18 protein-coding genes and 1 other annotated feature (1 of these 19 only partly in view) are annotated in these 12,061 nt (G+C 48.7%); of the genes, 3 read left to right on the forward strand and 15 right to left on the reverse strand.

What is annotated here, in order from left to right; all coding sequences use genetic code 11:
* The first annotated feature begins 21 nt into the window (after positions 1 to 21).
* The 3 genes from IV45_RS02920 to IV45_RS02930 all read left to right on the forward strand — a co-directional run bounded on the left by IV45_RS02920 (position 22) and on the right by IV45_RS02930 (position 1,879).
* A complete protein-coding gene (locus IV45_RS02920) occupies positions 22 to 303 on the forward strand; it encodes an acylphosphatase (RefSeq protein ID WP_057740556.1) in 282 nt (93 codons plus the stop codon).
* Between the two features lie 72 nt (positions 304 to 375).
* Positions 376 to 1,380: a membrane protein insertase YidC gene (gene yidC, locus IV45_RS02925; RefSeq protein ID WP_057740558.1), complete on the forward strand. Its 1,005-nt coding sequence runs from the start codon at positions 376 to 378 to the stop codon at positions 1,378 to 1,380.
* Between the two features lie 88 nt (positions 1,381 to 1,468).
* Complete coding sequence (locus IV45_RS02930) at positions 1,469 to 1,879, forward strand: peptide deformylase (RefSeq protein ID WP_057740560.1); 411 nt, start codon at positions 1,469 to 1,471, stop codon at positions 1,877 to 1,879.
* Positions 1,880 to 1,947: 68 nt separating this feature from the next.
* Here IV45_RS02930 and IV45_RS02935 read toward each other — a convergent pair whose 3' ends face one another.
* The 15 genes from IV45_RS02935 to infC form a co-directional block, all read right to left on the reverse strand.
* The gene (locus IV45_RS02935) at positions 1,948 to 3,435 is read right to left on the reverse strand and encodes a HAMP domain-containing sensor histidine kinase (protein ID WP_057740562.1); all 1,488 of its coding nucleotides are present in this window, start codon (positions 3,433 to 3,435) and stop codon (positions 1,948 to 1,950) included.
* Positions 3,436 to 3,461: 26 nt separating this feature from the next.
* A complete protein-coding gene (locus IV45_RS02940; protein WP_057740565.1) occupies positions 3,462 to 4,148 on the reverse strand; it encodes a response regulator transcription factor in 687 nt (228 codons plus the stop codon).
* A gap of 143 nt (positions 4,149 to 4,291) precedes the next feature.
* Complete coding sequence (gene rpmF / locus IV45_RS02945) at positions 4,292 to 4,474, reverse strand: 50S ribosomal protein L32 (protein ID WP_057740569.1); 183 nt, start codon at positions 4,472 to 4,474, stop codon at positions 4,292 to 4,294.
* A gap of 52 nt (positions 4,475 to 4,526) precedes the next feature.
* Positions 4,527 to 5,078 carry a YceD family protein gene (locus tag IV45_RS02950; protein ID WP_057740571.1) on the reverse strand — a complete coding sequence of 184 codons (552 nt, stop codon included), beginning with the start codon at positions 5,076 to 5,078 and terminating at the stop codon, positions 4,527 to 4,529.
* A gap of 55 nt (positions 5,079 to 5,133) precedes the next feature.
* Positions 5,134 to 6,288, reverse strand: a complete 1,155-nt coding sequence (locus tag IV45_RS02955) for a nucleotidyltransferase (RefSeq protein WP_057740573.1) — start codon at positions 6,286 to 6,288, stop codon at positions 5,134 to 5,136.
* On the reverse strand, positions 6,285 to 7,034 hold the full coding sequence (locus tag IV45_RS02960) for a class I SAM-dependent DNA methyltransferase (protein WP_057740574.1): 750 nt from the start codon (positions 7,032 to 7,034) through the stop codon (positions 6,285 to 6,287). The genes IV45_RS02955 and IV45_RS02960 overlap by 4 nt, the downstream gene beginning before the upstream one ends.
* On the reverse strand, positions 7,035 to 7,391 hold the full coding sequence (rsfS, locus tag IV45_RS02965; protein WP_057740725.1) for a ribosome silencing factor: 357 nt from the start codon (positions 7,389 to 7,391) through the stop codon (positions 7,035 to 7,037).
* A 3-nt stretch (positions 7,392 to 7,394) separates the two neighbouring features.
* Positions 7,395 to 8,006 carry a bis(5'-nucleosyl)-tetraphosphatase (symmetrical) YqeK gene (yqeK, locus tag IV45_RS02970; protein WP_057740576.1) on the reverse strand — a complete coding sequence of 204 codons (612 nt, stop codon included), beginning with the start codon at positions 8,004 to 8,006 and terminating at the stop codon, positions 7,395 to 7,397.
* A complete protein-coding gene (locus IV45_RS02975; protein WP_057740578.1) occupies positions 7,999 to 8,631 on the reverse strand; it encodes a nicotinate-nucleotide adenylyltransferase in 633 nt (210 codons plus the stop codon). The genes yqeK and IV45_RS02975 overlap by 8 nt, the downstream gene beginning before the upstream one ends.
* 15 nt (positions 8,632 to 8,646) lie before the next feature.
* Entirely contained in the window at positions 8,647 to 8,958 is a 312-nt protein-coding gene (gene yhbY, locus IV45_RS02980) for a ribosome assembly RNA-binding protein YhbY (protein WP_057740579.1), read from the reverse strand.
* A gap of 12 nt (positions 8,959 to 8,970) precedes the next feature.
* Positions 8,971 to 10,086 carry a ribosome biogenesis GTPase YqeH gene (yqeH, locus tag IV45_RS02985; RefSeq protein WP_057740581.1) on the reverse strand — a complete coding sequence of 372 codons (1,116 nt, stop codon included), beginning with the start codon at positions 10,084 to 10,086 and terminating at the stop codon, positions 8,971 to 8,973.
* Positions 10,079 to 10,609 (reverse strand): YqeG family HAD IIIA-type phosphatase, encoded by a 531-nt coding sequence (locus tag IV45_RS02990; protein WP_057740583.1) that lies wholly within the window; start codon positions 10,607 to 10,609, stop codon positions 10,079 to 10,081. The genes yqeH and IV45_RS02990 overlap by 8 nt, the downstream gene beginning before the upstream one ends.
* A 186-nt stretch (positions 10,610 to 10,795) precedes the next feature.
* Positions 10,796 to 11,149, reverse strand: a complete 354-nt coding sequence (gene rplT / locus IV45_RS02995) for a 50S ribosomal protein L20 (protein WP_057740586.1) — start codon at positions 11,147 to 11,149, stop codon at positions 10,796 to 10,798.
* 45 nt (positions 11,150 to 11,194) lie between these two features.
* Positions 11,195 to 11,392, reverse strand: coding sequence for a 50S ribosomal protein L35 (rpmI, locus tag IV45_RS03000; RefSeq protein ID WP_057740588.1), 198 nt, complete (start codon positions 11,390 to 11,392; stop codon positions 11,195 to 11,197).
* Between the two features lie 18 nt (positions 11,393 to 11,410).
* Positions 11,411 to 11,923, reverse strand: a complete 513-nt coding sequence (infC, locus tag IV45_RS03005; RefSeq protein WP_057740590.1) for a translation initiation factor IF-3 — start codon at positions 11,921 to 11,923, stop codon at positions 11,411 to 11,413.
* 42 nt (positions 11,924 to 11,965) lie between these two features.
* Positions 11,966 to 12,061: a sequence feature (ribosomal protein L20 leader region), on the reverse strand (it continues 27 nt past the right edge of the window).

A 12,061-nucleotide genomic window follows, 5' to 3' on the forward strand; every position in this document is an offset into this window, starting at 1 on the left:
ATTCTTTTCGGGGGAGTTAACATGATCAACTATCACATTAAAGTTTCCGGAATGGTGCAGGGCGTCGGCTTTCGTTGGTCGACCTACCAATTAGCACAGAAATTGGGTTTAACCGGCTTCGTCAAGAACCTGCCCAACGGCCAAGTCTACATTGTCGTCCAAGGTCCTAGTCAGGCCATGCACAAGTTTCTGCAGGCGATCAAGGATGACTCCATCACCCCATACGGCCATATTGAACACTACGACGTAACCCCGGCCAACCTGGGTGAATATGCATCTTTCAAAATCAGCACCGATTGGTAGTGTTACTAGCTTTTCAGCTGATTTTAGAGTATTATTTAACAGACACTTTTTGAAGAAGGATGAGTTAAATCAATGAATAAAAAAAGAGGACTAACGCTCGCCAGTTTGGGCCTGATTGCCCTGACTTTAAGCGGGTGTTCATCCAAAGAAATGCTAAGCTCTAAAGCACCGACCCATGGCATCTATGGTTGGATAAACACCTACCTTGGGGTCCCGATGCAGCACCTAATGGAAATGCTTGCTCGCCACCTTGGTAATAACTATGGTTGGGCCATCATCGCCATCGTTGTTATTGTGCGGCTGATTTTGCTGCCGGTCATGATGAGCCAGATGAAGAAGACCACGCTGATGCAAGAAAAGATGGCCATGGTTCAGCCACAGATCCGGGCCATTCAAGCTCAACTGAAACAGGCCAAAACTCCTGAAGAACAAGCCGCTGCCAACCAAGCAATGATGCGGTTGTACAAGGATAACAACATCAGCATGACGGGCGGGATCGGCTGCCTGCCACTGTTGATCCAATTGCCAATCTTTACCGGTTTGTATGACGCCATCCGTTACTCTCCCGACCTGTACAACGCCACCTTCATGGGAATCCACTTAGGGAAGCCTAGCATGGTCTTAGCCATCTTGTCCCTGCTTGCCTACCTGGCTCAGAGTTGGCTGTCGTTAGTGGGCCTGCCGGAAAGTCAGAAGAAACAAATGCGGGCTATGATGATCTTCAGCCCGTTGATGATCTTCTTCATCTGTATGTCTTCGTCCGCCGGTTTGGGACTTTACTTCTTCATCGGTGGGATCTTCGCCATCTTGCAAACTTGGCTGATCAACGCCTACCGTCCACGGCTCAAGAAGCAGATTAAGGAAGAAGCCAAAAAGCACCCGGTTAAGCCGGTCGTTGTAGCAGCTCCTAAACAAGAAAGCCAAGAAGAGCAACACGTCGAAAATGTTGCTCAGCTGCAAAGCAAGCAGCCGGCTAGTGAAAAGCATCAAAACAAGCCACAACGTAACGCCGGTAAACAGCGCAATGCTGGCAAGCAACGCAACGCTGGCAAGCAGCACCATCATTCACAAAAGTAATCGTTATTCAATCGTCAGTATTCACTAGTCTGAATGCTGGCGTTTTTATATAATTGAGCCTAGTTAATCAATCCAAAGGAGTTTCACTATGATCCGTCCAATTGAACACGACCCAATGTTTCTCGCCCAAAAGAGCAGTGCAGCCAGTAAAGCCGATCGTCAAGTTGGCCAGGACCTGTTAGATACCTTCCAGGCCCACCGGCAAAACTGTATTGGCATGGCCGCCAACATGATTGGCCAGTTGAAAGCCATTATCGTCATCGATTTCGTGCCGCAACCGCTCTTGATGTATAACCCGCAAATTATTCAGCATGCCGATCCCTACGAAACCAGTGAAGGCTGCCTGAGTCTTGAAGGCAAGCGCCCCACGACCCGTTTTCGTCAAATCACGGTGGTCTTTTATGATCAAGACTTTAACAAACGAATTTTAAAGCTCAGCGACCTCTATGCCGAAATCGTCCAGCATGAGGTTGACCACATCAACGGCGTCCTCATCTAACAGAGCATAGATAAAGTGTCGATAAAAAAAGCCAGCACTGCTCATCATGAACAGTGCTGGCTTTTAACTTATTTTTGATTATCAGGCTTTTTGGCAATTGGAATGGTGACCCTGAAGAGTGAACCGGAGCCAACCTGACTTTCCACGGTAATCGTCCCATGGTAGTTTTCGATCAGGCGTTTGGCGATCGACAGGCCTAGTCCGTTACCGCCACGTTTCCGAGTCCGTGCTTTGTCGACCCGGTAGAAGCGATCGAAGACACGGTCCAGTTGATCGGCCGAAATCCCTTCACCGAAGTCCTGTACCCCGATTTCAGCTGAATCGAAGTTGCGTGACAGTGATAGGTGAATCTCTTTACGATCCGTTGAATATTTGACGGCGTTGTCACACAGGATGACCAGGATTTGCTCCAAATGATCCCGGTAAATCTTGACCGGCAAGTCAGTCTTCAAATCGTCATCCAAAATAAACACGAAGTCCGTGTGCAGCATCTTGAAGTCGTTGAAGACCTGCTGTACCACTTCACGGACATTGGTAGTCGCATTGTGGTAATTCAGATTTGCCTGGTCAGCCCGCGACAGGTCGAGCATTTCCTTGACCAGGTTATTCATCCGCTGGGTTTCAGCCAGAGAGGCTTTGATGGATTCGTTCAAGATCTTCGGGTCATCCTTGCCCCAACGGTCGAGCATCTCCATATGCCCCTGAATGATGGCCACTGGCGTCCGCAATTCATGAGACACATCGCCGACAAATTGCGATTGAGCATCGATGTAACGTTGCGTCTGATCCAGCATTTCGTTGAACAGATGCGACATCTCACTCAGTTCATCGTTCCGGTCTGTTTCAGGCACCCGTACATCCTTGGTTGGGTCTTTGGTAACCACTGCCATGGCGGACTGCAGGTCGTTGATGGGACGCAGCAGGAACCATGAAAGGAAGTAGCCAATCAAGCCACTGAAGACAAAGACAACGCACAGAGCCATCAGCATCACGAGCAGTAACCGGTGATACAGGTTGTGGTAGTTGTTCAACTGGTCTTCAACTTGCAGATAACCGATCCGCTGGCCTTTATGGTCGACTATCGGCATCCGGCCAAACATGATCCGGTGCTGCGGTCCCCGGACCAAACTGATGGCCGAGCGTTGCGGATTAACGAACGGTCGCAATGCTTTCCCGGTAGCAAAGACCTCTTTGCCGGAGCGATCATAGACGAAGAAGTTGAGTCGAGAATTGCTCAACCCTTGCAATAACGGCCGGTGGTAGACGGAAGTACTGTCCTTTCGTTCCGGCTTGGCGAAAGCTTCTTTTGCCAAAACTTGGTGGACATTATCCTCGGTCAACGGGGCATTGATGTCCTTAAGCTTCTGACTGATCACTGTCATCTCATGATCCATCGTGTCCTGTTCCTGGTCGAGCAGATCATGAGTAAAGAAGCTGAAAATGGCCACAATGACCACAATCGAAACCAGCAGTGTGCCGACAGCGGTGCCTAATGCCCACTTGAGCTTCAACGACATGAAGCGCTTAGCTGGTTTTTGTGCTATTGTTTCTGGCATAAGGAACCCTTCTATTAATCAAGACATTAGGAACGAATAACGTAGCCGGTACCCCGGACAGTCTGGATGTAACTCTTTTCACCAGGACGGTCAATCTTATTCCGCAAGTAACGGATGTAGACATCAACCACGTTCGTTTCCACTTTGGAATCGTATCCCCAAACCTTGCTGAGCAGTTCCTTACGTGACATAACCACATTGATGTTTTCCATCAAAATCAACAATAATTCGTATTCCCGCTTGGTCAGGTTAATCGTTTCGTCGCCACGACGGACAACCCGGTTCTCCTTTTCGATGGTGAGGTCCTTGTATGTAACCGTCGTTTGATGAGTGGTGTTGTTGCCATCTTCAATGTTGATCCGCCGCAACAATGCCCGGACCCGGGCCAGCAGCTCTTCAATTGCAAACGGCTTAACGATGTAATCATCCGCACCGTGGTCTAAGCCGGAAACCCGGTCGATCACTGAATCACGTGCCGTCATGATGATGATCGGTGTGTCCTTGACTTCACGAACCCGACGAGCAACTTCAATCCCGTTCAGTTCTGGCAACATCAGGTCCAGCAGAATTACATCAAAGTCCTGGATTAATGCTGCTTCCAATCCAGCACGACCATCCAGCTCTACATCCGTTTCATATCCCTCGTGTTTCAGTTCGAGCTCCACAAAACGGGCCAGGTTCTCTTCATCTTCAATAACCAAAATCCGACTCATTCGCGTTCACCTTTCATTTTTTAACTTTATTAGTAAATCATTCCTAGTTTATCATAAAAATTTCATTGGGAACTGATGAAAAAATAAAAAAAGCTTTCCCAGGTCCGGCGCCTAAAGGAAAGCTTTTTAAAATATTATGATAATTAGTTATTACTCTTGGAAATAACTTCCTTACCATCGTAGTAACCACAGTTTGGGCAAACCATGTGTGACTTGCGCAGTTCACCACAGTTTGGGCATGGTGCTAAGCCAGGAACAGCCAATTTGATGTGCCCCCGACGGTTACGCTTACGGGTCTTTGATGTCTTCCGTGCTGGTACAGCCATGTTTGACACCTCCTTAAAAATAAATTATCCACTAGTGGTTTTTAACCGTTCGCTAATTGTGGTCATCCTGATCAGGAAATAATTGTTTGAGTTTAGCGAGACGTGGATCAACACTTTGATTTTTCTGCTTGGTATGTGCCTGTTCGTCAATCACCTGCCAGCCCTTGCCAGCCGGAAAATGATGTCCAGACTTTTCCTCTGCAGAAAGAACTTTGGTAGGAATCTGCTCGTAAATGTTTTCCACCAGTGCATTGTCAAAATCGATCAGTGCTTGATCATTATCCATGACAAAGACCAGCTCGTCATCATCGTATAAAGCACGGTGATCAGGATCAGCCGTGTAATTTTCAACGAAGTCAAAGTCGAGCGGTAATTCTACCTCCGTCAACGAACGTGTTGAAGGAACCGTCAGCTTAGTGTGGACAGATACAACCATCGTCGCATCGCCATCATGGTAAGTGACGTCTCCTTGCACACGCACGCCCGTTGCATCCAGAATGGTTTCTGGAAAACGAGCCATTAAAGGTGCTTTCAGATCAAAAGTACTATCAATATGAAGTGGTTCCCGTGAGTAACGGTGTAGTTCCGACAACGACCATTTCATAGTACTAGCCTCCTAATTGCAACGTGCCTAATTATACTCAACCGCATGGGGAATGTCAACGGTCTTTACTTGACAGGTCCATAATCGGTGCACGTTTCAAGTCCTGTTCATCTTTTGTGAAGTTCTGATAAAGCTTGCCTGCCCGAAAATCCAAGTCTAACAAGCCATGATGCAGCGTCTGGTCAACCTTGGTAATCAATGGCAGCGACAGTTTTTTCTTAACCTGGTGCAGGTATGCCTGTCCCTTTTTATTGAAGCCCAGTAGACGGATATATGGATGCTGCATCGTCCACTCAACCTGCTTTTGACTGGCTTCCAAATCCAAATACAGAAACAGCCGCAAGAGATGGGCATAGGTGTAACGTTTCGTCTTAGCCTTCTTCATCAGCGTCGTAAAGTCCAAGCTTTGATCAGCGGCTTGTTTCAAGCGATTCTCCAGTCCTTCTGCCATCGAATAGGTCTGGGCTAACTCTTCAACGGGTGCCTGAATCAAGTGGTTACGCAAGATTGGGAACAAACGCTCAACACTAGGCAGGTCATGCAAGTCCTGTAAGCAGGGCCAACTGGCAGACGGCACCGCCGACTTAGCCTGCTCGGTCTTTCCTGCCTCCAAAGCCGCTCGAATGGCACTGGCACTGGCAATCTGACCCGTAATTTGCAGGTCATGATAATCACTACCCCGCCGTTTAATGGGGTGCAAGCACATTGACCAACCAGCCTGCAGGACCTCTTTGTAGTAGCTAAAGGCCAAAATGTCGTTGGGATCGCGCAGACTGTGGCCGGTCGTCGCCTCAAGCTGTTGATTAAACTGAGTAGCATAGGTTTGGTCATAATTTTGGAAGGCCGCCTGTTGAAACTTTTTTTCGGCTTCTACCAGCTGGGGGAAATCCCAATCGGGGTGTTCAGCACCGAAGACCAGATCACTGACACCTAAGTCATGTAAGATCACCAGTGCTCCCTTTGCAAAGCGGTCGGCCGGTTGTACAGCGTGAACCAGTGGCAGCTCCACCACCAGATCGGCCCCATTTGCAAGCGCCATCCGAGTCCGCTGCCATTTATCCAGCACGGTCGGCTCACCCCGCTGGGTAAAGTCGCCGCTCATTACGACCACGACCGCGTCAGCATGCGTAATCTTTTTGGCGAGCTGCAGGTGGTACAAATGACCGTTATGGAAGGGATTGTATTCGGCTATTAACCCGACCGCTTTCATTTGTCCTCCTTTTGGCATTCAAAAAACCAACGCGTCGTTTGGTCGTCTACCTGTCCATTGCCAAAGTCACTCGTAATGACTGGCCGTCTAAAACCCGCTGCCTGCACTGCGTGAACCACATCCGCCAGTTCATAGGCGCGTTCAAAGTGGGTCTCGCCACCCCGACGGTAACTGCCATCCTGTTGACGGTAGAAGAAAGTCAGGTCATGAATCACCCCGTGGTCCACATCGTCGTTTGCATAACTCGACCACATCAAGGCGCGCTCATAATCCTCATCTTCGTAGTTATACATGTAACCTGGGTAGACGACATCCGTTTGGTAAGGCGTAATCATATCAAACAGGAGCTTACCATTGGCCTTCAGATGCTTGTAGACCTCCACCAGGGTTTGCTGAACGTCACTGAGATCGTCTAAGTAGTTCAGCGAGTCGGCGAAACAGGTCACCAGGTCATATTGTGGAAGACCCGTCAAATCCGTCATATCCGCACAGATAAGCTGCAAATCCACCCCGGCATCCGCGGCGTGCGCTTGGGCCAGTGTCAGCATGTCTTCGGAAAAATCCAGGTCGGTTACTTGATAGCCATCTTGGGCCAAAAGCACACCCAGTCGTCCAGCACCACCGGCCAAATCCAGCACCTGGCGGGTATTTTTCGCACAATGTTGTTTCACATAAGTCCGCCAGCGCTCGTAAAGATCACTGTCAAACAGTTGATCATAGAATTGCGCAAATGATTGGTAGATCATCTAATCTTTAACCCATTGATCAATCTTGGCCAATGGAGCCGCTGACCACAGCTTTTCCAGGTTGTAGAAGTGACGGGTTTCGTCCCGGAAAACGTGAACGACCACGTCACCTAAGTCGATCAGGACCCAACGTGCTTCCCGCTTGCCTTCAACGCTTCCAATGTTGACGCCTTCTTCGTGGGCCTTTTCCACGATGGCATTAACAATGGCCTGTACTTGCCGGTTAGAACCACCGGTCATGACCACAAAGTAATCGGCCATTGGACTCAGTTGATCCACCTTCAGTGCCACAATGTCTTCGGCACGGCGGCCATCAGCGGCCTTAACTACCATTTCCAATACTTGTTTGCTATCCATCAATTAAAGATCCTTTCTGTACTGTGGTACCCAAGCGTTATAGGTCAATAACGTCTGCGGGTAGACTGGCTGGTTGTTTTCAATCAAATATTCCAGTGTGTGTTTCGTCTGATAAGCAACGGCTGCTCCCAGGTTGCTCTGACACAATTCACGGGCACGGTCGACCCCCTCAAAGTCACGGGCGGGCTCGATATAATCAGCCATATAGATGATTTGTGCCAGCTTGGTCATGTAAGTGCCACCAACCGTGTGCTGGCGGATGGCGTCCAAAATGTCTTCCGACTGGACACCCAGTTCATCCTTGACCATTTCAGCGCCAACAACGCCATGCCAAATTGCGTTGCCATAGTTCAACAATTCCGGATCAAGCTTCTTCTGCTTAATGACGGCGATGAAGTCCTCGTCTGGACGCTGCTTAGCGTAGTCATGACACAAGCCGGCGATACTAGCAGCTTCAACGTCAGCGCCAAAACGCTTGGCCATGTCCATCGCTACCTTTTCGACCCGTTGAACATGGGCAAAACGCCCAGCTGATAAGGCATTATCGAGCTTATTCAACAATTGCTCACGGGTCAGTGGAATTAAATGTTCATGATATTGAATGTTATCAGTCACGATACAATTGATGCTCCTTAATGTAATCCTCAACGGCATCCGGAACCATGTACTTAATCGACCGGCCGTCTTTGATCCGTTGGCGAATGTCACTGGATGAGAAGTCAACTTGTGGCGTGTCCACCCAGATCACTGGATACTCACTGTGGTTATTGGCTCCGGGACGCCGCACACCGACAAAATTGACCAGCTTCAACAGGTCGTTGATCCGGTGCCACTTTGGCAGGTAATCGACCATGTCACCGCCGATAATGAAGTAGTAGTCAATTTCGGGGTGCTTCTTCTTTAGTTCAACCATGGTGTCGTAGGTATAACTCACCCCGCCACGGTTAATTTCGGCCAACTCCAGCCCCAAAAACGGGTTGTCCGCAATTGCGAGCTTAAGCATGGCCACCCGGTATTTGGCCGCCAAGGCTCCCTTATGATCAACATGCGGCGGCTGCATATCCGGCATCAGGTAGACCCGGTCCAGACACAGAGCCTTGCCAACTTGATCTGCCACTAGCAGGTGCCCATTGTGAACCGGATTAAAGGTGCCGCCATACAAGCCAACGCGGCGGTGCGGCAGGGTCGTGACCCGCTGAAACTGTAATTGTGGGGTTGTCCGGTATGCTGACTTCACCATACTCACTGCCTCGACCTACAATTTGGCTACGCGTCGTGATAGGTCACGCAGCTCTGTCTTCTTGGAAGGCTTAAACAAAACCAAGACCCGGCCGATCGTCTGCACAACCTGAATCTCAGAATTATCTTCAATATATTGCTTAACCTCTGCAACGGAAACATCCGCGTTCTGCAGAATGTTGATCTTAATCAATTCTCTGCGGTCCAGTGCCCCCGTCAACTGTTCCAGCCAAACTGGCGACAGGCCATTCTTGCCCACCGCAAAAATTGGCTGCAGTTTGTTGGCATGAGCACGTAAAAACCGCTTCTGTTTGCCACGTAATTGCATATTCATTGCTCCTTAAATCATTGCTCTTCTTAACAAGACTGACACTCCGTCCGGTGCCCAACCAGCGACCGTGACTTTTGCCGGTACTGTAATCCAGCCCAGCCCTTCAAATACCAAGTCACTCTTATGCTCAGTAGTGAATTCATACCGTTTCAGTGCTGGAATCTTATCCAGCTCATCTTTGCTTGGCGGCGTCAGCAAATCACCCAGATGTTTCTGGTAGAAGTGATCAGCATTCGCTAACTTAGTCCGGTGCAGCTTCAAATTGTTGTCAAAGTAAGCCACAAAACCGGCATGTGGTCCGTTCAAGTAATCAAACCGGCCAAGGCCGCCCAGGAAGATTGTTTGTGAGTCATCCAGCTGGTAGGTCTTAGGCTTCAATTCCTTCTGTGGTGATACCAGCTTCAGATCTTTGGCTGGCAGTACGTGGGCCATTTGGTGCTCGTGAATAATTCCGGGCGTATCAATCAGTTGGTGACCATCGTCCAGCGGGATTTCAATCTTGTCCAAAGTCGTCCCAGGAAAACGGGAAGTCGTGATCAAGTCTTTGACACCCGTTCTCAAGGCAATAATCTGGTTGATCAACGTCGACTTACCAACGTTGGTGACCCCGACAACATAGACATCGCGATTCTGCCGGTACTTCTCAATCAGGTCTAGCAGGTGTTCAATCTGGTGATTCTTCTTAGCCGAAACCAAAGTGGTTGCAATCGGCCGGATACCTGCTTGGTTGACCTGCTGCCGCATCCAATCCGTTAACCGGGTCCGGTGCAAAGACCGCGGCAGGATATCCTCTTTATTGCCGACTAACAGTACCGGGTTGTCACCCACAAAACGGTGCAATCCAGGGATCAGCGACCCGTTTAAGTCGAAGATATCGACTACGTAGACAATCAAGGCTTTGGTATCGCGGATCTGGCTTAGTAAGCGCAGGAAGTCGTCATCGCTCAAAGAGACGGGCGCAATTTCGTTGTAGTGACGGAGACGGAAACAACGCTGACAATATAGTTCATCGTTTGCCATCCCCTTCTTGATCGCCGACTGGGGCGTGTAGCCGGCCTTCTCAGGGTCAGTCGACTGGATGACTGCTCCACAACCAATACACCGCAATTCTTCTTGATTATCCATGCAATTCCTCCTGCCACTTCATATCGGGATAACGACGCTGCAATTCTTTCATGATCATGTTACCCATGAACCGGTTTGGCCAGGTAACCCACTTATCCGTCGAAATGATGGGTTTAACAAGCACACTCCGCACGCCTGCCCGGTGAGCAGCCATTACGTCCGTCATCAATTGGTCACCAACCATGACCACCTCGTGTTTATTCAGGCCCAAACGCTTGCGGGCATTGTTGATTCCCCAGCTCAATGGCTTTAATGACCGTGCAACAAAAGGCAGGTGGAGTGGTTCTACAGCCCGACCAACCCGATCGGCACTGTTGTTAGAGATGACGATTAAAGGAATCCCAAAACGATGGAGCTCATCCATCCACTGATGCAATTCAGGAGTGCCGTCAGGATTGTTCCAAGCAATCAAAGTGTTATCCAAGTCAGAAAAGACTGCACGAATCCCTTCTGCTTTTAATTGTGCCGGTGAAAGGTCATACACCGTTTTTACCATCCAGGTTGGTTTAAATGATTCTAACAAAACGTTACCTCGTTTTATCCTTTTTGTTTTCAATTATACCGACAGTCTTTTGGCGGTTCAATTATATAAATGGTTCAATCAACCTTCCCGAACCATTATTTTGATCAATCCAGAGTAAGCAAAGACCTCCTAGAGTCCGGATAGTCCAAACACCAGGAGGTCTTTTCATTATGTTAAATCACAAGCTTAGTTCAATGCCTGCTTAGCTTGGTCAACGATTGCCTTGAAAGCATCTGCATCGTTAACAGCCAGGTCAGCCAGCATCTTACGGTTGATGTCGATGTTAGCCAACTTCAGACCGTGCATCAACTTGCTGTAGCTGATGTCGTTCATACGTGCACCGGCGTTGATCCGTGCGATCCATAATTCACGGAACTTACGCTTGTTAACCTTACGATCACGGAAGGCGTAAGTACCACTCTTCATCACTTGGTCCTTAGCAGTCTTGAAAAGACGGTGCTTGGACATCGTGTAACCCTTTGCTAATTTCATGATGCGCTTACGACGAGCGCGCGTAACTGTTCCACCCTTAACTCGCATAGTGGTTTCCTCCTATTTTTTCGAATTAATTCTTCAATTCAGATATTAAGCGTAAGGAAGCATCTTCTTGAAACGCTTCTTGTTAGTCTTGTCCATCATGCTTAATCCACGTAATTGACGACGCTGTTTCTTGGTCTTACCGTGGAAACGGTGGCTAGTGAATGAGTTACCACTCTTAAATCCACCCTTGGCAGTACGCTTAAAACGCTTTGCAGCAGCGCGATTAGTCTTCATCTTTGGCATAAGTATTCCCTACCTTCTTTAATTTTTTGCCTTATCAGTAATTGGGGCGAGCGTTAAGAACATGCTGCGACCTTCCATCTTAGGACGTTGAACAACACTAGCAATGTCCTTAGTTTCTTCAGCCATACGTTCGATCATGTCTCGACCGATATCCTTGTGGGTAATGGCACGACCACGGAAGCGCAAAGAAACCCGAACCTTATCGCCCTTGGCAATAAACTTACGAACCCGATTTAACTTGACGTTGAAGTCGTTGGTATCAATCGTCGGACTCAAGCGGATTTCCTTAACTGCTTGCGTCTTTTGATTCTTACGAGCTTCACGTTCCTTCTTCTGCATCTGAAAACGATACTTTCCGTAGTCCATGATCCGGGCAACCGCAGGACGAGCCTTTGGTGCTACCAATACCAGATCGAGGCCAGCATCTTCAGCTAATTGCAATGCTTCCCGCTTGGACTTGATCCCGAGTTGTTCGCCGTTCTGGTCGATCAAACGAACTTCCCGTGCGCGAATACCGTTGTTGACATTCATTCCCTGAGCTATGGCAATACACCTCCAATTTGATAACGAAAGAAGAAGCAAAAAAGCGGGGTGCAAACCACACCCCGCTAACGTCGATCACTCGACTAAATTTCTACTCGTCAGCCCGGTCACTCTAGTCACCAAGGC

This window comes from Limosilactobacillus secaliphilus, from assembly GCF_001437055.1.
Classification (GTDB): Bacteria; Bacillota; Bacilli; order Lactobacillales; family Lactobacillaceae; genus Limosilactobacillus; species Limosilactobacillus secaliphilus.